Source organism: Candidatus Methylomirabilota bacterium (assembly GCA_003104975.1).
Lineage (GTDB): Bacteria > Methylomirabilota > Methylomirabilia > Methylomirabilales > Methylomirabilaceae > Methylomirabilis.
The window spans coordinates 102,208-123,251 of record PQAM01000004.1 but is presented as its reverse complement, the minus strand read 5'-3'; the positions used below and the strand labels follow the sequence as shown (position 1 = coordinate 123,251).

Genomic DNA, 21,044 nt, shown 5'->3' with positions numbered 1-21,044 from the left:
TGTCGACCTGACCGCAATGGTGTTCTGGTGATTCCTGCCGTCTCCTGCCGATATAGGCGGCTACGAATCCAAGAAGCGCCGAATGATCGCCATCAATTCCCGCGGCCTGAAGGGCTTTGAGATATAGGCATTGCAACCCGCCTCAAGGGCCAGTCGATCATCGCCGCTCAGGGCAAACGAGGTGATGGCGATCACCGGGATCTGGGCCAATGCAGGATCGGTCCTGATCCTGCGGGTGATCTCAAGTCCGGAGAGTTTAGGTAACTGAATATCCATCAGAATAAGATCGGGGCGCCGACGAGCCAGCAGATCGAGTGCCGCCTCCCCATTGTGAGCCTCCACGATCTCGTAACAATTCTTCGCCAGAAGGTCCCTGATGATCTTTCGATTATATTGGTTGTCCTCGACATGTAGGATCAGCTTCCCGTTCACAGGCCACCATCCCATCGGGTCCGAAGCGGGATTCTGACATGGAAGGTCGAGCCCTTTCCGAGCTGACTCTTCGCCCAGATAGACCCCTCATGCATCTCGACCAATCGCTTGGCGATGCTGAGTCCTAGACCGCTTCCGCCGTATTCCCTGGTGATCGAACTATCGACCTGGCGAAATTCGCTGAAAATATTGTTCAACTCTTCAGCGGGTATGCCGATTCCCGTATCGGCCACCGCAATTTCGACGAACTCATCCCGAGGGAAAGTGTTGAGTGTTGAGTGTTGAGTGTCTTGGACAGAGGGTGGGGGATCAGTACTTGACACTTCACGCTTCCCACTTGCCACGCGTCTCGCCGTCACCGTCACGCAGCCGCCCCCAGGGGTAAACTTAATGGCATTTCCGACCAGATTCATCAGGACCTGGGTCATGCGTTTGCTGTCGCCCCACACCACGGGTAGATCCGACTCAACCTGACCGGTCAACTCCAGTTGCTTTTCTGCCGCAAGCGACCGTGTTGCTGAGATCACCGAATCGATTAATGATTGAACGGAATATTCACCCAGATTCAGCCGCATTTGTCCAGCTTCAATTTTCGAAAGATCCAACACATCGTTAATGAGCCTGAGCAGATGCCGGCCGTTGATGTGGATGTCTTGGATCGATTCGCGCAACTCGTCCGGGACCTCGCCGTACACCCCATCGATGATCAGTTCGGTAAAGCCCAGGATCGCGTTCAAGGGGGTCCGCAACTCATGGCTCATATTGGCCAGAAACTCCGATTTGTGACGACTCGCCCGCGCAAGTTCACGGTTGGTCTCTTCCAGTTGGAAGGTCCGCTCGCGGATCCGATCCTCCAGATTCCGGTTCAGATCTCGAAGCTCCATGGCCACCCGTGCCCGTTCATCCAAGGTCCGTTTCAATGCCTTGGCCATCTCATTGTAACTCGTTGCCAATGTACCGAGCTCATCCCGAGAATCGACAGGGATCTCCTGTTCAATCTGCCCCTCGGCCATCCGTGTCGTCGATTCCGTCAGGCGGGTGATCGGCTGTGTGATCTTCCTGGATAGGACGTATGCGGCGAGCGCGCCGGCGGCCAGAAAGATCACGGAAAGAGCCGCCCAGAGTTTAATCAGGTACGCTGAGTGCGCGTCAATGTTGCGCATCGACAGGCCGACCTTTGCGATTCCAATGACGCGCGTCCGATTCTCACTCGAATCTCGAGTCGAATCGGGTATCCCAAAGTACTGTTCCTCAACCAGGCGGACTTCGGTGGAGAGGATCGGTGCGTAAAACTCCAAGAATGACCCCGCTTCGACCTCCGTCACGATTCTGCTGACAGGTTGGCGGTCGGCGAGTATCCGTGCGCGGATCTCGGGGCTCAAGGTTTCGACGGCCGCTGCGAAACCGGGTTGCGCGAGCGCCTTGCCGCCGCCGATCAGACGCGTCCCAACATCGCGATAGATAAAGACGTAGGCAACGTCCTCGTCGCCGGTCACCCCGCGCAACGCGGCATTGAGAAGCCGTTCATCCTCACTGAATACGCCCAGTTCTCCACTGGCGGCCAGATTGCCGGCAAGTGTCTTGCCTCGTTTTACAAACTCACTGTGCAACAATCTGTTGTGCTGGTACAGCGACATCCCCCCGAACAGGACGCAGAGCGCCAGGATCATCGGAATAATCGACAGAAGGACCTTCGTTCGAAATCTGGCCGGCTGTCTGATGATCATTCGCGTACCCGTATACCCTCGCCCGGTTCCGCCTACACTATCGGATAACCACGTCGGCTCGGTCAATGATCTCCTTTGGAAGGTGCACGCCGAGCTTGCCGGCGCTCTTCAAATTCACCGTCAGTCGCACCTTCCGCGCTGTGGTAAATGGGATCTCTTCGGTGCGTCTACCGGACAGAATGCTGCTCGCCAGCTCCGCGGCCTGACTTCCGATATCCCACCCGCTTTCAAAGGACACGCCGAGGAGCGCGCCCATGCGAGCCTGGTTTTCGGAGAGCCCCAACACAGGGATCTTGTGTCTGAACGAAAACAGCAACATATACTGAACCGATTCCGGCGCCAGAACGGTCAGATCCGGTAAGATCCACAGGGCATCGATCTCATCCTGCAGCGCATCGAGGACGGCGAACGACTCCTTCGGCGAGGTGATGGTCTTTGTGACGAGCTTGAGGCCTTGATCTTTGGCGATTCGCTCGGCCTGTCTTACCAACCAACCGGTTTTGGAAGGATCGTAGATTACACCGACCCTCTTAACCTGGGGTGAGACCTTTTTCAGCAGGGCGAGCTGTTGGTCTATCGGAACATTCATGCTGGCGCCGGTAATGTTGCGCGCCTCATGTCCGATCACAGTCGTTGGGTTCAACACCATGGCGAAGACAACCGGGATGTCTGGTATTTCTTCTGCCACAACCTGCAAGGCCCAGACCCCGACCGCAAGGATGAGGTCCGGTTTGGCGCCGGACTTCAGTCGCGCCAGAAACTTCTTGCCCTTCTGAAAGTCTCCCTCCATGTCATATTCGATGATGGCGGACCCCGGCGATGCGCTCTTGAACCCTTCCAGCGCCTCATTGTAGACATCGACATCGGCGCTCTTCAGCGCAACAATCCTTGCCGCCTCTGCCGGTGTCGACGAGTGAATCATCGCTCCAACGACGGCACAAGCCGCAACGATAAGGGAAACCGCACGACCCGTCAGGAGTGACATTTGGAAGACCCTGAGACCCTAGAAAAGATACTCGACCCCTATCGTAGGTATGATATTCGCACGGAGGCCGCTATTTTTGTCCAGTGGAATTTGGACGTTCGCTCGGACGATCCAGGCGTTGAGGGGATTCCATTTGACCCCGAGCGAGAGATCGTGAATATGCTCCCCGGTTTTGTCGACAGCCGGTTTCACGCGACCGATGACGTCGGCATCGACAGAAAGCCGTGGCAGGAGGCGCGCATCGAATCCGAGGGCATATCTGATGGTGTTCCGCTCGAGTTCCTCGGTGTCGATTTCATAGCCGACGTTGACGTGAGGGGTGAACCATCGCCCGAAGGTCTTGGATGCGATCAACAGACCGGCCAGGTTGGTGCTCCCGGTTCCAAGCAGTCGTCCCTCATCCCCTGTGGGGAGCTTCACCTCGAACAGAAAGGCCAGATCCGGAGTGATGACGCCGGCGTTACGCAGAAAATTATATTTTGTTCGAAGGATGATATCCCCGATGCCGGTTTCGTCCCCGCCTTTGCGGCGTTTACAGGAGGTCGGATCGACTGGTGAGCGACATTGGGAATTGGGCCCAAACCGGTGGATGGCGAGATCGCCGATCCTGGTCCCTCCGGGATTGCCGAACTGATCAAAGATCGTTGCGGAGGCTTTGGCATTGAGTCGGACATGGGTGATGGGGACGACGATCCCCGCATCCCACACCGAGGTGATCCCGTACGTTGCGATAAAGGCGATAATGTCCTGGTGCAGGTCGACCTTGAGCCTGGCACGGATAATATCGCTTTCGAAACTGAACGGGCCGCTGGTATCCCGGATCCCGTTTCCGTTGACATCATCCCGCACAAACGCCAGTTCCAACTCATGGAGACCTTTGCCCTCCAGTTTGGTAAAGTTCACCCGAGTATAGGTGAGGGTGATGTCGAGCTTGTGTGCGCCGAGGGTTGTGGCCCGCTCTGTCAGCAAGGGACCGAGGCTCTCGGTCGTTCGGATCGGAACCCCGCGCTCCAGATCGAAGGTAAAACCGGTAACCGACGAACTGAAGGAGGGGAGTCCTATTGCGGAGGTCAACTGGGTATTGAGCTGATCAAGTCCCTGCAGTGAAGAGGCCTGAAAACGCGACTCCTGCGTGAAAAACGGCAGCGGACTCGGCTCAAGCAGGATCCCATTGGGTCCATACAGATTCCTGATGGTATTTTTAAGGTCCGAAGCCTCGGCAACAGACGCGAAGGTTCCAATCCAGAGGATCAACAAGATGGTCGTGATGGCTCGGAGACAGACGGTCATCCACCATCTCCTCGAGTAACTATTCAATCAGGTCGCATCCTGGTTTTGGCCGTACGGTCATAATCATCAGGGTACTGGAACACGGACGGATCCTGAAAAGGATTGAATCGGCGCACGTTCTCGCCGGACGCCTCTCAATTCCCTCCGGCAGATCCCGGCACGGCGACTTTTGCGGCCGTCCCTGTATACGTTATTTTGGTGGCCGTGAACGTCACGGCGGGGAACACGACAAACTTCCTCGGATCGGTGTACTCATAACTCTCTGTGACCATCTCGACATTGAGGATCGCATTCGCGTTTATCTGAAGCGCTTGCTTAATAAGGCGGTGCATAGCCTCTCGCTCGGCCAACTGGCGCTCAGTGTCATTCGAAGCCGGTATGCGCGAGGTTCCTGTAATGGGACCCAGTATCTGCTCGGTTGCTCTGCCGACGACCGCGTCGGCAGTGGCGATCGCCACTCGATTCTGAAAGTACTGGATCTCCTTATCCAGGGCGATTCTCCTCCACTTGAGCCTGTAGGTGTAAAGAAAGGGCCAAGCCAAACCGAATAAGGCTATCACCACAAAGATGACGGCGGTGACCGCAGCCATGTTCACCTCCTCTGGTTCCTGCTCTTGACCGATCCGCAACGGTCCGGTCGTCAACAAAGAACTCCGTCCTCCTCACAGATCCTGACCTACACGTCAACGAAAATGTCCGACGTACAGAATTGGCTGCCTCTTCACTGTTCCGAACCCGCGTCATCGGATGACCCTCGTACGATAATTCTAGACACTCGCGACCGCCGTTGCAGCGCTGTTGTCGGCGCACCGCTGAGGGGGGGCCGTCAGTGGTTTGCGCCCTTTATACAACGACAAGGTCCCGTACAACGTCGCGAATCTGGCGAATTCCGATACCTCTTCAAACCCAGCGTTATGGAAAAGCGTCGGCAGTCGCCCATGTATATTGTCGGTGGTCCGGGCGAAACTATCGCCGAGGCGCACAGAGAACGCCAGCATACGCATCAACGGGTTGTGCGGTCGCCCCCAATCGGCAACGTGCAGTTCCCCCCCGGGGCGCAGGACACGATGGATCTCATTCAGCGTTCGAACCTTTTCGGATCGCGTCAGATGGTGCAACATCAGGCTCGAGAAGACCCGATCGAACGCCCCGTCGACGAAAGGGATGTCGAAGCAGAACGCCTGGACCAGCGAGATCTGCTCGGCATATCGGTAGGCCTTCGACCTCGCAATATCCAATACGTTCATATCACCATCAAGACCGAGCGCCAACAGAGATTGTGACCTGCGCCTTGCCAGCAGGAGCAGCGTTCCCGTACCGCATCCGACATCCAGGATCCGAGCGGCCCCTTTGATGTCGGCTTCATCCAGGAGGCGACCCTTGAAGTGCATTTCGCGTGTCGTCAGGCGGACCAGAGGATCATACAGCGGGGTGAGGATATCCCAGCCCAACGCCGGAACATATCGCGCCTTCTTATACCCCATTGGTTGACTGACCTCCTGACCGGTAAACGGTTCGGTTGCGCATGGCGTTGTGGCCTACGCCCGCAACGTGATGATGGGGCCATGACGACTTCACGCACCGGTCACGTGCAATATCAATGCGGAATGCTGGGGTTGTCAAGCGCTTTCTCCATCGGTTACTGTTCGCCAAACGACTATATCACGTAATATCGACGAAGCGACGATGTTCCACTTAGAATTGCGGATTTGATTGTAAAGAGGTGGGATTTCGTGTATTGTAAATAACGTGTGTCGCCGACATAATAGCAAGGGTGCGAGGACCAAAAGTTCTTGGGAGGAAGCAGGTTCCGATGACAAGTAGAATTCGTAGCATTACAGCCAAAATTTCGTCTCAGAATACGGGGCAGTTAAAGGACGCCTTGGCGGAGGTGTCGACACTGTCCAACCTCTCTTCGGAAGACAAGCGGGAGTTGGCGGCTGCCGTCTCCACCAGCTTTTATCGTGACCATGCCGGTGATGAGGAGCTGGCTCAACTCATCGATCAAAGCGAATCGGTCCTGGCCTCCCTGGGCCCGGAGATAGCCGAATGGATGATCGAGCAACTTGTTGAGGCTGATGCGGAATCGGCGGAGCATTTCGCCGGTGCCCTGGGACAGATCGGTGCGCCGGTCGTCGATCTGCTGCGTTCCTGGTTCGATATCAGCCGGAACGATGACTACGCCCAGATCAACCTCCTGTTGGCGGCGGGACGTTTCACCGATCCGGCCATCGCCAGGATCCTGCCGGAGGCCTTACGGTGTGCGGAATCTGCCAACAAACAGGTCAAGTCCGCCGCCTTTTACTGCATTGGCCGAATCTTCAAACGTATTCCCCCCGAGGCGATGGGCGATACGGATCGAACGACACTCTTCGACACGTTGTTCGCCGGCCTCTCGGATCCCTCGCCTCTGGTCCGCCGGCACGCGGTGCGCGCCATCGGTAAAGGGGTACGTAACTCCTATTTCGGTCCGGAGCAGGTGGAGAAGAGTCACAACGCCTTCCGAGCCATCCTCGGTATGGATCACTTCGATTGGGATAATGCCTTCATTGTCCGCAGCGAGGCCGAATATCAGCTTCACTTCTGCCAGCACGGTCAGGGTGAAAGCGAGACGCCGTCGAGGGGTAGGTATCACCAGGATTTTTCGATACTCGAAAAGCGGGAGCTGTGTCCCAACACCTTCTACTTCAAGGTGAATGCGCCGCTTTTGGCCAGAAAGATACAGGCCGGTCAGTTTATCATCATGCGGCCCAACTATGACAGCGAGCGCATCCCCCTCTCCATCGCCGGGTGGGACAGGGAGAAGGGGTATATCGAGATCGTCATCATGGCTGCGGGCCGGACCTCCACCGAGGCGACGCAGAAAAACGTCGGCGACCGCTTCCAGGATGTCGTGGGACCGCTGGGCCAACGTTCGCATGTCGCCAAATACGAGGGCGCCTGTGTGGTGCTGGGCGGCGGCTACGGGACCGGCGCCGTCATTCCGACGGCGCGGGATTTGCGGGCGCTCGGCAATAAGGTCTATGGCGTAGTGGGCGCCCGCACCAAGGACCTGTTGATTCTGGTAGACGAACTGAAGGCGGTGTGCGACGACGTGTTCGTGACGACCAATGACGGATCGATCGGCATTCAAGGTTTCGTCACCCACGCGCTGGACGCGATCATGGCGCGGGAAAAGGTCTCCATGGTGTTGGCGGTCGGGCCCGTACCGATGATGATGGCCGTCGCCAAGATGACCGAGGGGAAGGGGATCGAGGCGTGGGTGTCGCTGAACGCCATCATGGTGGACGGCACCGGTATGTGTGGCGCCTGCCGGGTGTCGGTGGGCGGCAAGACCCGATTCGCCTGCTACCACGGACCCGATTTCAACGCGCACCAGGTGAACTTTGACGAGCTGATGAAGCGCCAGCGAATGTTTGTCGAGCAGGAAAAGGTCGCCTTCGAGGCGATGCAGCGATAAGGGAGAGGCGTCGAGATGGCAGAGGCAAGCAAGGGACTCAGTTCAAAGGAGCGGATGAAAAAGCCGCGCAACCACATGCCGCTACATGAGGCAGGGCTGCGCATTCTTTCCTGGGAAGAGGTGCCCATCGGCTACTCGATGGAGCAGGCCCAGGACGAGGCGATACGGTGCATTCAGTGCAAGAAGCCGGAGTGCGTGCCCGCGTGTCCTGTGGGTATCAATATCCCCGCCTTCATCAAGCTGGTCGAGGAGGGGGACGTTGCCGGCGCCGCCAAGAAGATCCGTGAAACCAACTTTCTGCCGGCCGCTTGCGGCCGTGTCTGTCCGCAGGATAAGCAGTGCGAGGCGGTGTGCGTGGTAGGCAAGAAAAACGACCCGGTCGGCATCGGCAATCTGGAGCGGTTTGTGGCCGACTACGAGCGCGAACACAAGCTGGACCGGATTCCGGAGATGCCGCCCTCTACCGGTAAGCGGGTCGCCGTCATCGGCTCCGGTCCGGCAGGGATGACCGCCGCATACGAGCTTTGCTCCCGCGGCCATGCGGTCACGGTGTTCGAGGCCTTCCACCGGGGCGGGGGTGTCATGGTCTACGGCATCCCGCGGTTCCGCCTGCCATTAGAGGTCATCGACGAGGATCTCAAGCTACTCGAAGATATGGGGGTCGAGTTTGTCTACAATATGGTCATCGGCAAGATCCTCACCATCGACGATCTGCTGGAGAAGGAAGGGTTTGATGCGGTCTTCATCGGGACCGGCGCGGGCCTGCCGAAGATGCTGGGCATTCCCGGCGAGAACCTGAACGGCATCTATTCCGCCAACGAGTATCTCACCAGGATCTACCTGATGCATGCCAATGAGTTTCCGCAGTATCCGACACCCCTCTACCAGGGGAAGAAGATGGCGGTCATCGGTGCAGGCAACACCGCCATGGACGTGCTCCGAACCGGCAAACGGCTTGGGGCAGATGTGACCTGCTATTATCGTCGCTCTCGCGAGGAGGCCCCGGCCCGGACCGAGGAGCTGGAGCACGCCGAACAGGAGTTTGTCGACTTCAAGTGGCTCTCGAATCCCGTGGAGTTCATCGGTGACGAGCGCCACTTCGTTCGGGGCATCAGGTGCGAGGTGATGAAGCTGTCCGAACCGGATGAGTCCGGCAGAAGAAAGCCGCTCCCCACCGGCGAGTATTTCGTCGATGAGGTGGACACGGTGGTCTTTTCGCTGGGGTGCGACGTCAACCCCATCATCCCCGGCGTGACGCCCGATCTTCGCACCAATAAATGGGGTGTTGTGATGGTGGACCCCACCACATATCACACCAGTAAAAAGGGAGTGTTCGCCGGCGGCGACGTCATCACGGGCGGCTCGACGGTCATCCTGGCCATGGGGCAGGCGAAACACGCGGCCAGGCACGTCCATGAATACCTGGTGGGCCAGTTCAACTACGAGCTGAACATCCCGACCGATCCCAATGCCCCCGGCATACAGTGGGAAGGGCGGTTTGCCATGGCGAAGCGGTAGGTCCGGCTCGGAGGCGCGTCAGGCATACCCCCGATACGGCTCCACACGTAGCCTGATTCCGAGGGGCCGGTATCTCAGAACGTGCGTGATGATCACCTCTTGATCCGCTCGTTCCACCCTGGTCTCCATCAGCTCGAACTCCGTGGCGTTCCCAAGGCCAAGCGCATTGAGTCGCTCCGCCTCCATGCGGCAGACATCCCCTGGCGTGGGCCGACTCGCGGGATAGCCGTCCGTGTGGTGGGCGATCAACGCCTGCCAGTGCTCGTCTCCCGCGCGCTCCACCGCGTCCCGTATCGATTCACGCGTATAAGCCATCTTTGACCCCCCTTCACGTCAATTGTGCAATGGTATTGTAGCACCATCGGCTCGGAAGTTCTCCATCGTCAGTGATCAGTAAGTCTCCCGTGTCGGTCATTGCGAGGGAGCGTAGCGACCGAAGCAATCTCACCGTTCTTCGCCTCTGTCGCTACGGGATTGCTTCGGCTCCGCCTCGCAACGACACTACGTGTCGGATTGCCGCGCTCCCGAGTCGCTCGCAATGACAGAGCAGAAGGGCTTTCGAGCCCATGGGTGCGTCAAAGCCTATGATTACCGGCCTATATCGTTAGTTATTCATGGGCGACCTGTGATGTGCTATCACAGTTCGCAGACAAACTCCCGTAGTGTATCGAGAACGGTCGAACAGAAGTACAACCGGAGCACGCCAACAGAAGGGGAGGAGCCATGTGGAAACCTTCGATGTTGCATATGATCCCGTTGACCCTGGTTCTGGCCGCTATCACTTTTTCAGGGCCGGCTCACGCGCAGGCGCAGATGCCCGAGGAACCGATGCCGGGCATGGTCGGACCGCTGCCGGGCGTTAGCACAGGCCCACCGGATATGGCAGGGGAGTCGGCTCGGAACTACCGCGAGCGGGCCCGTTACCCCCAGGACTCCTACCCGCTCCCGGTCGGTTATCCGGACCCCGTCCGGTCCGATGCGATCCCGTGGCCCCGCAAGATACCAACTTTGGATCCCAACGCCCCAGTCATCACCGAATGGGGGGCCCAAGTCAGCTTCCAGTACCCGGCGCCGGTGGACCTCTTTCTCTCGTTGACGCCGGGCAAGGACGCCACACCTAGATCAGAAGTCGCCCGAGCTCGGTCGATCAAAGGCGAGATCGTGAACCAGACCGGGGAGGTGATTGGGATAATTGACTACCACGACGATGGTGTGACGCCCGACGAGCGCGCCGGCGACGGTGTCTACGCCGCCCGCTTCATCGTGCCGGAGGCACAGGTGCCGGACCTGGCCGACTCATTCAATGTCCGGATCGAGGTGGCGATGGCCGATGGAACGGTGGAGCGGTTCGGCAGCCACTTCACGTACAGCAACCCGCACGCGCGCGTGACCGGCCGTTACCGCGATGCGGTTCAGCAAGGAAGCCTGGTCATCTCGGCCGAGATCGAGGTGTGGCGGAAAGGACGGTTCCATCTGGCCGGAACCGTGGCGTCGAAGAAGGGCGAGCCGATCGGCTACGCCCAGACCGCGGCCGAACTCGAGCCAGGGCGGCACTGGCTCAACCTGCAGTTCTACGGGCTGATGTTCCACGACCGGAAGGTGGCAGGGCCTTATAAGCTGGCATCGGTGGTCCTCAGGACGACCACCCCGGTGCGCGACGCCATCGTCGGGCCAGATATCGGCGTGCCGGTATTAGACGCCCATGTCACGCATCCTTACCGGCTGGAGGAGATGACGACGGAGCCGTTCAACGAACCGGACCTGCTGGATGCCGCGCGGCGCCTGGAAGAGCCGGCGTCCGGGGCGGAGAGCCCGCCGCAGCCCTGATGGTCGGTCGTCGCGCGGTCCGGCCAGACTCAGCCGAAGTCACTGCGTCGAGTGCTCTGGCCTTTCGAAGCCAGCTCAGGCGCTGGCGGATGATCTGTTCTCCGATTTGGTGCAGTACGGGTAACCTCCCTCCTGGGTGCGTGAACGAGCTGGACTCCTGCCAAGGAGGGAGGTTACCTATGTCTGATAACTCTGCTCCCTCACGCTTTCGCCGCTTCTCAGGTGATCCCATCCTGACAATGTAGCGCTGTACGCTCACTGTGTCAGATAACCGCTTCAAGGAGGTCCCTTGTCATTCAGCTTGCGTTATCCCCGCATTCGGACTACGCTTTTTTAGAGTGGTTCTGAATGGAGGAGCGGTCATGACGTTAAACGATCGTGCTCGCCTGTTGATCTCATGTCCAGACCGTTCAGGCATCGTGGCGGCCGTCTCGCAGTGCCTGTTTGAACAGGGCGCCAATATTGTGCACTCGGATCAGCATACCACCGACCCGGAGGGAGGCGTCTTCTTCATGCGGATCGAGTTCGACCTCCCAGAACTGGACGGCCATCGCGCTGAGCTGGAAAGGGCCGTTGAGCCGGTCGCCAGCCGGTTCCGGATGGATTGGAGGCTGGAGCATGCCGCTCGCGTTAAGCCGATGGCCATCTTTGTGTCGAAGGAGGAACATTGCCTGTTGGAGCTACTTTGGCGGTGGAGGGCCGGCGATATGGCTGCAGACATCGCCATGGTGGTGAGCAATCACACCGACCTGCGCGGACTTGTCGAGGGCTACGGCATTCCTTTTCACCATATTGCGGTGACCCGTGAGCGCCAAAAGCAGGCCGAGGCCGCACAGATTCAACTGGTCGAAAGTAAGGTTGACCTGATCGTCATGGCCCGGTATATGCGGATCCTCTCGCCGACCTTCATTAGCCGGTTTCCCAACCGGATCATCAACATCCACCACAGCTTTTTACCGGCCTTTGTCGGGGCGGATCCCTATACGCAGGCCCATGCCCGCGGGGTCAAATTGATCGGCGCCACGGCGCATTACGCCACCGAGGCGTTGGATGCCGGGCCGATCATCGAGCAGGACGTGGAGCGGGTGGATCATCGTCACAGCGTGGAGGACCTCAAGCGGATCGGCCGACACGTGGAGCGGATGGTCCTGACGCGGGCCGTCACCTGGCACCTGGAGGATAAGGTGCTGGTGTACGGCAATAAGACCGTCGTATTTTCCTAGCGAGGCAACAGAATGCATGAACCACTTCTAACAGCGGTCGGCAAGGAATTATCCGTTCGCTCGGCGAAAGCGGCGGCGACAGGGGAAGGCGTCCTCGATGAGAGCACGTTTAATACCATCGAGGTGGATCGACTCTTTGACGCGGTCAATCACGCCAGCACCATTACCGGGCAGGCGACACTCTACCGCTCGCTGGCCCACCCGTTGAATTCGATCGAGACTATCAGGGCCAAGCAGGAGGCGCTTAAAGAGCTGGACTCCAACGCCGATCTGAGGGCACGCGTCGAAGCACTGGTGGAGCATGCGGCGAACCATGAAGCGGAATTTTATCGGCTCATGTTCGGGAACTTCGTCGGTACCTTCGGCGACCCTAAAGGTAAGATGGATACAGGTGGCTATGGGCATAAGACGTACCGGCAAGGGACGGAACTGATGCTCGGTCTCGTCAAGGGCGCTCACAGCCTGCCGACCCCGGAAAGCTCCTATCTGCGCGCCCGATTGGACACACTCAAGGCGTTTGGTTCCACACGATCGCATGCCTTGATGAAAGGTCCTGCCTACCTGACGGAGCGGGCCATTAAAACCAGGGCTGAAAAGTGGCTGCTGACCCCAGCCATCAAATTCCGACCAACCCTCTTCAAGCCACGATTGATCGTCCTGCTCGTGATAGCATTAGGCCTTTTCCTACATTATGCCCCTACTGCTCTCGGGATATCTCCAGCAGCGATGCCGGCCGTCCTAGTGTTCCTGCTCCCCTCGTTCATGCTGTATGGACCGATTGTTGGCGGTTTTGACCGGGACAGTATCATCTACCCCTTGCGAGATGGCTATCGAGACTCCCACGACGTACAGCAGGCGCTAGAGGCGTTGGGGCAGATCGATGAACTGCTATCCTTCAGCCGGTATGCCAACGCCTTTGGAAGCCCAATGGTACTACCAGAGCTGCTTGATTCGGATCGACACAGGCTGACTTTAAAGACCGTCAGGAATCCGATCCTGGGGAAGGGCAATACCGATTACGTGCCCAACGATATCAACCTGAACGACGTAAGGTTGACGTTTGTGACCGGCCCGAACGGCGGCGGTAAGACCGCATTCTGCAAGACGCTCGCCCAGATACAACTCCTGACGCAGATTGGGTGCTATGTGCCGGCTGAATCTGCGCAGCTCTCGGTGGCCGATCGGATCTTCTATCAGGCGCCAGAAAGCAATACACTGGCCGACCGGGAGGGGCGCTTCGGGACCGAGTTGCAGCGCACGAAGGCCATCTTTTTCGCCTCGTCACCCAAGAGCCTGGTCATTCTGGATGAGCTGGCGGAAGGCACGACCTATCAGGAGAAATTGGAAATCTCCCATACCATCCTCGGTGGATTTTATCAGGTCGGCAACAACACGATCCTGGTGACCCACAATTACGAGCTGGCGGACCAGTTTCGACAACGAGACGTCGGTCTGTATCGTCAGGCCGAGTTCGTCCATGGCGCCCCCACCCATCGACTGGTCGAGGGGATCTCTCGGATCAGCCACGCCCACAAGGTCGCGGAGCGCATCGGCTTTGCGAAAGAACATATCGAGAAGCACCTGGTCGAGCGCGGCTACGGCAGCGACCCCACTACCACGCCCGAAAAGGACGGCTCAATCGCGGATTGAGCACCCGGCGAGCGACCTTCCCCTCCATCCGCGTCCTGCGAAATGTCATTGACAAGTTCAAGAAATGGCAGGAGAATTCCGCCCAACATAAGGAATTCCGGGTTGATACTATCCGGAACAGTAGAATTGTAGCTAAACGCTTCTGAAACCGGCCTGCCGGGCTCGCAGGCGAACCCATAGACGTTGGCCTTGTGAGGGAGTCCTTGGCAAAACGAAGGAACAACGCGCCATTGCGCACATCCTCGGCACGCTGGAAGTCAAGATCGAGCTGAACCGGCGGATGAGCGAGACACTCGAGGCGATGGCGCGGGCGCTGTTCAAGTCGTGGTTCGTTGATTTCGACCTCGTCCGCGCCAAATGTAGGGGCGAGGTTACCTCGCCCCTACCGGCATTACGCCGGCCGTCGTTGGGGCGCGTGGTAGCCTATTTCAAATATCAATCGGCGAAACAGCTCAACGCTTTGAGCGGTATCCCCGGTACCCGTATTTGGCAGCGCAACTACTACGAACACGTGATCCGCGACGAAGAATCCCTTCATCGTATTCGGCAATATATTCTCGATAACCCGATGCGATGGGTGTTCGATCGCGAGAATCCCGGAGCCGTCACGCCCGAACCGGAGAACGTATGGATGGCATGACCGAATCTGAGGTCGAATCGGCCGCCCTCGCGTGGCTGGAGGCGATTGGCTGGCGGGTCGCGCACGGGCCGGACATATCGCCCAGCGAGACCCTCACCCTGCCCCTCTCCCAAAGGGAGAGGGAAAGCTATTCTCAGGTCATGCTGGCTCAACGGCTGCGCGATGCGCTGGCGCGGCTCAACCCGGAGTTGCCTACTGAGGCGCTTGAGGACGCCTTTCGCAAGGTCGCGCGGCTCGAAGGACCGACGCTCGAAGCGCGCAATCGCGCGCTTCACCGGCTGCTCGTCGATGGCGTGACCGTCGAGTACCGGCGGCCGGATGGGTCGATTGCCGGCGCGCAGGCGCGGCTGATCGATTTCGATGATCCGGATGGTAACGACTGGCTTGCGGTGAACCAGTTCACGATTAGCGAGAACCGGCATACCCGCCGGCCTGACATCGTGCTCTTTGTTAACGGACTCCCACTGGCCATCGTCGAGCTGAAGAATCCCGCCGACGAGGAGGCGACGATCTGGACGGCCTACCAGCAACTCCAGACCTATAAGTCGGAACTTCCCACCCTTTTTGCGTTCAACGAACTCCTGATCATCTCCGACGGCGTCGAAGGCCGGGTGGGGACGATCACGGCTGGACGGGAATGGTTTGCGCCCTGGCGAACGATCTCGGGCGAGGATTTGATTTGACAGAACTGCCGGTTATAGCTAAATTAGCAACATAGGAGACCCCCGTGCGGTTCTGCTTCGTGCCCACCCACCCTGGTTGTGGCAATCCTTATGCGTGTGTTACCGAGGCGATGACGAGATGCTGAACAGTATGACCGGGTTTGGGCAAGGGGAATGTGTCATTGCGTCCAAACGCGTCGTCTGCGAACTGCAGTCGGTCAATCATCGTTATCTGGAGGCCCGCACCCGGCTTCCGAAGCGACTTGGCGCCCTGGAGTTGCAGATTCTCAAGAGCCTCCAGGGGCGGTTTGCGCGAGGGCGGTTTGACGTCACGGTGCTTGAGGAGGCGACGGACGAGCAGCCCTGCGCTTTGCGCCTCAATCGCCCGCTGGCCCATGCCTACCTGGATGCCGTCAAGACGCTTCAGTCGGAGCTCGGTCTTGCGGGATCGGTGACGTTGGAACTGTTGCTGTCCCGATCCGACCTGTTTGAGACGGATGGGGAGGAGCCTGGGACGGCCGCCAGCGACTGGCCGACGGTGGCGACCGCGCTGGAGGGCGCGATGAACGCCCTTGCCGAGATGCGTCGGAAGGAGGGGGAGGCGCTCGAGGCCGCCCTGCTCGGTCACCTGGATCTGGTTGAAGCGACCGTGGGACCAATTGCGGCCCGCGCGCCGGAGGTGGTGCAGGGCTACAAGGCACGTCTGGAGCTTCGGCTCCAGCGCCTGCTGGATGGGAAACCGCTCGATCCGGGTCGACTTGAACAGGAGGTCGCCATCCTGGCCGAGCGTTCGGATATTGCGGAAGAGACGACGCGGGTCGCGAGCCATCTCCAGCAATGTCGGGAGCTCATTCGGCAACCGGGTCCACATGGCCGTCGGATGGAGTTTCTTTTGCAGGAAATGCAGCGGGAGGTCAATACCATCGGCGCCAAGGCGAACGATATCCAAATCTCGCATGATGTCGTTACCCTTAAAGGGATTCTGGAACAGCTTCGCGAGCAGGTCCAGAATGTGGAGTAGAAAGGGACACGCGCAGTGGTTGCACAACTGCTGAACGTCGGGTTCGGCAACATGGTAGCGATGGCGCGGGTCATTGCCATCGTTGATCCCGGCTCTGCCCCCATGAAGCGGCTGAAGGACGAGGCCAAGCAGGCCGGTAAGCTGGTCGACGCCACCAACGGCAGGCGGACCCGATCTATCATCGTCACCGACAGCGACCATGTCGTCCTGTCGGCCATCCAGACCGAAACGATTGCCCAGCGTTTCGGGGCCGATGCGCTGGCCGACCTGCCTGTGCGTGTCCGTACGCAGACGGGTCGGCAGGCGAGGGGTACGCAAGCGGAATGAATCGGCAGCGGGTGATGGTGGTCGTATCGGCCCCCTCGGGGGCGGGGAAGACCTCTCTGTGTCGTGAGGCGGCACGGCGGGTGTCCCGTCTGGTTCACTCCGTCTCGTATACGACCCGCGCGCCGCGGCCCGATGAGCAGGATGGGCGCGACTACCACTTTGTGGACGAACCGACCTTCCGCAGAATGATCGAGGCGGGCGAATTTGCGGAGTGGGCGTGCGTCCATAACCACCTGTATGGGACCAGTCGTTCGCTGTTGGAGAAGCAGTTCGCGGAAGGCCTTGACGTCATCCTGGACATCGATACGCAGGGGGCGGCGAAGCTCAGACAGGACTATCCGACGGGTGTGTTCGTGTTTGTCGTTCCCCCGGCCATGGATCTGCTGGAGACGAGGCTCCGACAACGTCGGACCGACTCGGAGGATGAGATCAGGCGGCGCCTGGCCATGGCCCGAGAGGAGCTGCATCACTACCGTGACTACAAGTATATTGTGGTGAACGATATTTTCGAACAGGCCGTCAAGCAGCTCTGCTGCATCATTACTGCCGAACGATCCCGACGAGACCGGGTGCATCTCGCCTTTTTGGATGCGGGAATCGACTGAGGCGGAGAGGAATTCAGACATGCCGCTCTTTCCATTGGAACAACTCCTGACACATGTAGACAGTAAATATCGTCTGGTGATCATCGCCGCTAAGCGCGCGAAGCAGTTGATGCGCGGCGGTGAGTACCTGATCGCGCCGAAGAGCATGAAGCCCACCTATATCGCCATGGAGGAGATCGGCGCTGGGAAGCTGGCTTACGAGATGAAGGCCGCAGAGGGAGCGGCGGCCGTGGAACTGGTCGGCCCGGAGGCTGGGGCGACCTGGTTCCGAAGTCTGTCGGTCGGGGATACCCTCGGCGAGGAGGAGCTCGTCGAAAAGGAAGAGGAGGAGAAGGAGGGGATCGAGTTGGAGGAGACCCCGGTGGAGTTGCTTGCAGAATCGGGCGACGAGATCGAAAAACTGGAGGTCACGGATCTCGATGCCCTGGAAGAGCCCGGGGACGATGTAGAGGATGAAGCCTGACGGTGACCGGTATCGTACTGGCGGGCGGTAAGTCCTCGCGGATGGGTGTCAACAAAGCCTTCATCGAATTCGGTGGCAAGCGACTGATCGAGGCGACCGTCGAGTGTCTCAGGTCGCTCTTCCCTGAGGTGCTGGTCATTGCCAATGACCCGCTGCGCTACGCCTATCTCGGTGTCAAGGTCGTCCCCGACCTGATTCCCGACTCCGGCTCGCTCGGCGGGATCTATACGGGGCTTGCGACCGCGAGCCATCCCGCCTGCTTTATTGTTGCCTGTGACATGCCGTTCCTGAATATCGACCTGATCAAGCTCCTGGTTCGCGAGGCCGAAGGATGGGATGTCGTGGTGCCGCGCGTGAAGGGCGAACTGCAGCCGCTGCACGCCGTCTACGCGAAGTCGTGTCTCCCGCTTATCAAAGAGTCCATCGACGCATCGGTACTGAAGATCGCCCGATTCTTTCCGAAGGCCAAAGTCAAGATCATCGACGAGCCTGCCCTGAGGGCGGTCGATCCCGATCTTCTCGGGTTTGTCAACGTCAACACCCCTCTTGAGCTTGAGCAGGCCGAGGCGGCCAGACGGCACCCGCACGGCGTTGCGCGGTTAACGGATCACTGATACCTGAAGGCGTAGCGTGATCCTCACCGCTCGTCTCCTGCTGCCGATCTCAAGCCCTCCCATTGTGGATGGCGGCCTCCTGATCCGTGATGGTGCGATCCGTGCGATAGGCCTGGCGTCCGCCCTCATCAGGGATTATCCGACGGAACCTCACGATGACCTGGGGAATGCGGTCCTCCTCCCCGGACTGGTCAATGCCCACACCCACCTGGAACTGACCGGGTTGCACGGCTGCCTGCCTTTCGGTCAATCGTTCACCGAGTGGGCGGTTGCCCTCCTCGGTCTTCGCGCCGAGTTGGATGATGCGTTCTTCACCGCATCGGCTGATCAGGGGACAACGGCCCTGCTGCAAACGGGTGTTACCTGCGTTGCCGATATTACGGCGTCCGGTCGCAGCGTCGCCCCCCTGAAGGCTGCCGGACTTCGTGGGATTGTGTATCAGGAGGTCCTGGGTCCCGATCCTGACCAGGCCACAGAGCGGCTCGATGCCGCCGAGAAGGCGATGCGGTCGCTTGAGCTCCGAGCGCGCGGTACGCAGTTATCGGTCGGCCTGTCGCCTCATGCCCCATACAGCCTCTCAGAGCCGCTTCTGCGGCGTTGTGCCGAACTGCTGCGGCAACAACACCTTCCGGCAACCATTCACGTAGCGGAATCGCCCGAGGAGGTGACCTACATCGGATTGGGGCTCGGACCGATCGCCACCACGCTGCTGCCCGCTGCAGGGCGGCATTCCCCGTCTCATCGAGTCTGCGGTGAAAGCCCGCTCGCGCTCCTCGACCGGGCCGGTCTGCTGTCGGACCGACTGCTGGCGGTGCACGGGGTTCATATGGGCATGTCCGATCTTCGGTTGCTGAAACAGCGGGACGTGGCGCTGGCTGTCTGCCCTCGGAGCAATGCCTACCTTATGGTCGGAACCGCACCGCTGCCGCGATGTCTTGGGGCATTATTGCGGGTCGGCCTGGGGACCGATTCACTGGCCAGCAACGAGACGCTGAGCCTTTGGGATGAGATGCGATTCGCGCACCGCTTGTATGGCGAGGCGGTCACGGCGCAGCAGCTTATCACCATGGCCACGTCAGGGGGGGCTGCCGCACTCGGGATGGCTGACGTCATTGGGTCGCTCGATCCAGGCAAGCGCGCGGACCTCACCGCCGTGGCCGTCGAACGCCTCGATGATGCCGACCCCTACGGCTCACTTCTGGATCAGGCATCGGATGATCTGGTCATGTTGAGTATGGTGGAGGGTAAGGTCTTGTACCAACGCGAAGGGGTCAGGCGGTGAAACCGTCAGTAGGTAAGGTGGCGTATATCAACTGTGAGCCGGTCTATTACGGCATTGAGCAGGGCGCTATTCCGGCCGCGTGTCGGATCGTTGACAGGACGCCCGCCGAGTTAAACCGCATGCTTCAGAGGGGAGACCTCGATCTGTCGGTCATCTCGGCCATCGAGTATGCGCACCATTCCAAGCAGTATCTGCTGCTTCCCGATCTGGCGATCGGCTCGGATGGTCCGGCTGAAAGCGTGCTGTTTCTGAGTCGGGTTGAGCTGTCTTGTCTGGATGGACGAGCGGTTTACCTGACGAGAGATTCCCTCACATCGGTCTACCTGGTGAAGCTGCTGCTGGCAAAGGTATTCGGGGTGAGACCGCACTTTCTGCCTGTCGAGGCGCAGACGATCGATTCGCTTCCGGGGGATGCTGCCGGGGTGTTGTTGATCGGTGATCCGGCGCTTCGGGCAAGAGACCAACTCCCCTTTACCCTTGATCTGGGCCAGGGGTGGAAGGAATTGACCGGTCTGCCGTTTGTCTTTGCCGTCTGGGCGGTTCGTCGAGACTTTTATTGCGATCATCGAGAGGAGACTCATCAGCTCCATCGCGCCCTGCTCAGCTCCAAGCGCTACAGCCTCGCCCGGCTTGACGAGATCTGCGCGACGGCCTCTGATCGGGTTGGACTCGATCGGGATACCTGCGCCACCTATCTGAAGGAGCGTCTCTCGTTCGACTTGACGCCCCGGCATCTCGAGGGGCTCCATCGTTTCTTTACGCTGTTGAAAGCGGAGGACGAACTCCCCTCAATGCCTGCGTTAGAGTTTATCGACACCGAGTAGGGGCGAATTGTTATTCGTTCCTACTGCTTGGATCCCTTGCTTTCGGTCTTTGTACTGCCGCTGTCAGTCGAGGCGGCTCGTTTCTCCGCCTCCATGGCCTTCTTCCGTTCGGGGTTGGCGTAATCGGTCACATACCAACCTGAGCCCTTAAAGAGCAGACCCGGGGCGGAGAGAAGCTTGTGAACCTTACCCTCGCATAGCACGCACTTTTTAATAGGTTTGTCTGAGATCTTTTGAATGGCCTCGAATCTGTGATGACACCGCTCACACTCGTACTCGTAAATCGGCACAGACGCCACCTCCTTTTCGACCGGCCTCGCCGGGAGGGGATCAACAACTGCGCGCTCCCGCTCTCGTGCGTATGTCGGCCTGAAGCCGCCTCGGCTCAGTTGCGTGTGTTAACATAAGCCGAAGAGTTCGTAATGTCAAGGTGGCTGACCCGTTCGTGCTGAGCCGAAAAGGCCGGTCTCGGTTCGCCGGCAGGCAGACGCGAG

21 protein-coding genes and 1 pseudogene are annotated in these 21,044 nt (G+C 59.2%); 14 read left to right on the top strand and 8 right to left on the bottom strand.

Going from position 1 to position 21,044, the window contains the following annotated elements; translation table 11 throughout:
• Positions 1-60: 60 nt before the first annotated feature.
• The 6 genes from C3F12_01865 to C3F12_01840 all read right to left on the bottom strand — a co-directional run bounded on the left by C3F12_01865 (position 61) and on the right by C3F12_01840 (position 5,918).
• Positions 61-432, bottom strand: a complete 372-nt coding sequence (locus tag C3F12_01865; protein ID PWB48529.1) for a response regulator — start codon at positions 430-432, stop codon at positions 61-63.
• Positions 429-2,159, bottom strand: coding sequence for a hypothetical protein (locus C3F12_01860; protein PWB48528.1), 1,731 nt, complete (start codon positions 2,157-2,159; stop codon positions 429-431). The genes C3F12_01865 and C3F12_01860 overlap by 4 nt, the downstream gene beginning before the upstream one ends.
• Before the next feature lie 37 nt (positions 2,160-2,196).
• Complete coding sequence (locus tag C3F12_01855) at positions 2,197-3,144, bottom strand: hypothetical protein (protein ID PWB48527.1); 948 nt, start codon at positions 3,142-3,144, stop codon at positions 2,197-2,199.
• Positions 3,145-3,162: 18 nt separating this feature from the next.
• A complete protein-coding gene (locus tag C3F12_01850; protein PWB48526.1) occupies positions 3,163-4,434 on the bottom strand; it encodes a hypothetical protein in 1,272 nt (423 codons plus the stop codon).
• 134 nt (positions 4,435-4,568) lie between these two features.
• Positions 4,569-5,024: a hypothetical protein gene (locus C3F12_01845; protein ID PWB48525.1), complete on the bottom strand. Its 456-nt coding sequence runs from the start codon at positions 5,022-5,024 to the stop codon at positions 4,569-4,571.
• Between the two features lie 177 nt (positions 5,025-5,201).
• Positions 5,202-5,918, bottom strand: coding sequence for a methyltransferase type 11 (locus C3F12_01840; protein PWB48524.1), 717 nt, complete (start codon positions 5,916-5,918; stop codon positions 5,202-5,204).
• Between the two features lie 1,034 nt (positions 5,919-6,952).
• On the opposite strand from C3F12_01840, the gene C3F12_01835 reads away from it, so the two are divergent.
• Positions 6,953-7,894 (top strand): sulfide/dihydroorotate dehydrogenase-like FAD/NAD-binding protein, encoded by a 942-nt coding sequence (locus C3F12_01835; GenBank protein PWB48628.1) that lies wholly within the window; start codon positions 6,953-6,955, stop codon positions 7,892-7,894.
• A 15-nt stretch (positions 7,895-7,909) separates the two neighbouring features.
• Positions 7,910-9,412: a glutamate synthase (NADPH), homotetrameric gene (gltA, locus tag C3F12_01830; GenBank protein ID PWB48523.1), complete on the top strand. Its 1,503-nt coding sequence runs from the start codon at positions 7,910-7,912 to the stop codon at positions 9,410-9,412.
• A gap of 18 nt (positions 9,413-9,430) precedes the next feature.
• Here the strand turns inward: gltA and C3F12_01825 are convergent, their stop codons facing one another.
• Positions 9,431-9,727, bottom strand: a complete 297-nt coding sequence (locus C3F12_01825; GenBank protein ID PWB48522.1) for a hypothetical protein — start codon at positions 9,725-9,727, stop codon at positions 9,431-9,433.
• Between the two features lie 423 nt (positions 9,728-10,150).
• Between C3F12_01825 and C3F12_01820 the strand changes: the two genes are divergently transcribed.
• From C3F12_01820 to C3F12_01765, 12 genes and pseudogenes are all read left to right on the top strand, one after another.
• The gene (locus tag C3F12_01820) at positions 10,151-11,239 is read left to right on the top strand and encodes a hypothetical protein (GenBank protein ID PWB48521.1); all 1,089 of its coding nucleotides are present in this window, start codon (positions 10,151-10,153) and stop codon (positions 11,237-11,239) included.
• Positions 11,240-11,601: 362 nt separating this feature from the next.
• Entirely contained in the window at positions 11,602-12,462 is an 861-nt protein-coding gene (purU, locus tag C3F12_01815) for a formyltetrahydrofolate deformylase (GenBank protein PWB48520.1), read from the top strand.
• Between the two features lie 12 nt (positions 12,463-12,474).
• Positions 12,475-14,112, top strand: a complete 1,638-nt coding sequence (locus C3F12_01810; protein ID PWB48519.1) for a DNA mismatch repair protein MutS — start codon at positions 12,475-12,477, stop codon at positions 14,110-14,112.
• A gap of 217 nt (positions 14,113-14,329) precedes the next feature.
• Positions 14,330-14,476: pseudogene (locus C3F12_01805) on the top strand (restriction endonuclease subunit S).
• 263 nt (positions 14,477-14,739) lie between these two features.
• A complete protein-coding gene (locus C3F12_01800; GenBank protein ID PWB48518.1) occupies positions 14,740-15,435 on the top strand; it encodes a hypothetical protein in 696 nt (231 codons plus the stop codon).
• A 118-nt stretch (positions 15,436-15,553) separates the two neighbouring features.
• Entirely contained in the window at positions 15,554-16,435 is an 882-nt protein-coding gene (locus C3F12_01795; GenBank protein ID PWB48517.1) for a YicC family protein, read from the top strand.
• Between the two features lie 51 nt (positions 16,436-16,486).
• Complete coding sequence (locus tag C3F12_01790) at positions 16,487-16,762, top strand: DUF370 domain-containing protein (protein PWB48627.1); 276 nt, start codon at positions 16,487-16,489, stop codon at positions 16,760-16,762.
• Positions 16,759-17,367, top strand: coding sequence for a guanylate kinase (locus tag C3F12_01785; GenBank protein PWB48516.1), 609 nt, complete (start codon positions 16,759-16,761; stop codon positions 17,365-17,367). The genes C3F12_01790 and C3F12_01785 overlap by 4 nt, the downstream gene beginning before the upstream one ends.
• Positions 17,368-17,386: 19 nt before the next feature.
• Positions 17,387-17,830 (top strand): DNA-directed RNA polymerase subunit omega, encoded by a 444-nt coding sequence (gene rpoZ / locus C3F12_01780; protein PWB48515.1) that lies wholly within the window; start codon positions 17,387-17,389, stop codon positions 17,828-17,830.
• Between the two features lie 2 nt (positions 17,831-17,832).
• Complete coding sequence (locus C3F12_01775; GenBank protein PWB48514.1) at positions 17,833-18,444, top strand: molybdenum cofactor guanylyltransferase; 612 nt, start codon at positions 17,833-17,835, stop codon at positions 18,442-18,444.
• Positions 18,445-18,460: 16 nt separating this feature from the next.
• Positions 18,461-19,726, top strand: coding sequence for a hypothetical protein (locus C3F12_01770; GenBank protein PWB48513.1), 1,266 nt, complete (start codon positions 18,461-18,463; stop codon positions 19,724-19,726).
• The gene (locus C3F12_01765) at positions 19,723-20,550 is read left to right on the top strand and encodes a hypothetical protein (protein PWB48512.1); all 828 of its coding nucleotides are present in this window, start codon (positions 19,723-19,725) and stop codon (positions 20,548-20,550) included. Before C3F12_01770 ends, C3F12_01765 begins: the two co-directional genes overlap by 4 nt.
• A gap of 20 nt (positions 20,551-20,570) precedes the next feature.
• On the opposite strand, the gene C3F12_01760 is transcribed toward C3F12_01765, so the two are convergent.
• Positions 20,571-20,840: a transcriptional regulator gene (locus tag C3F12_01760; protein PWB48511.1), complete on the bottom strand. Its 270-nt coding sequence runs from the start codon at positions 20,838-20,840 to the stop codon at positions 20,571-20,573.
• Positions 20,841-21,044: the final 204 nt, after the last annotated feature.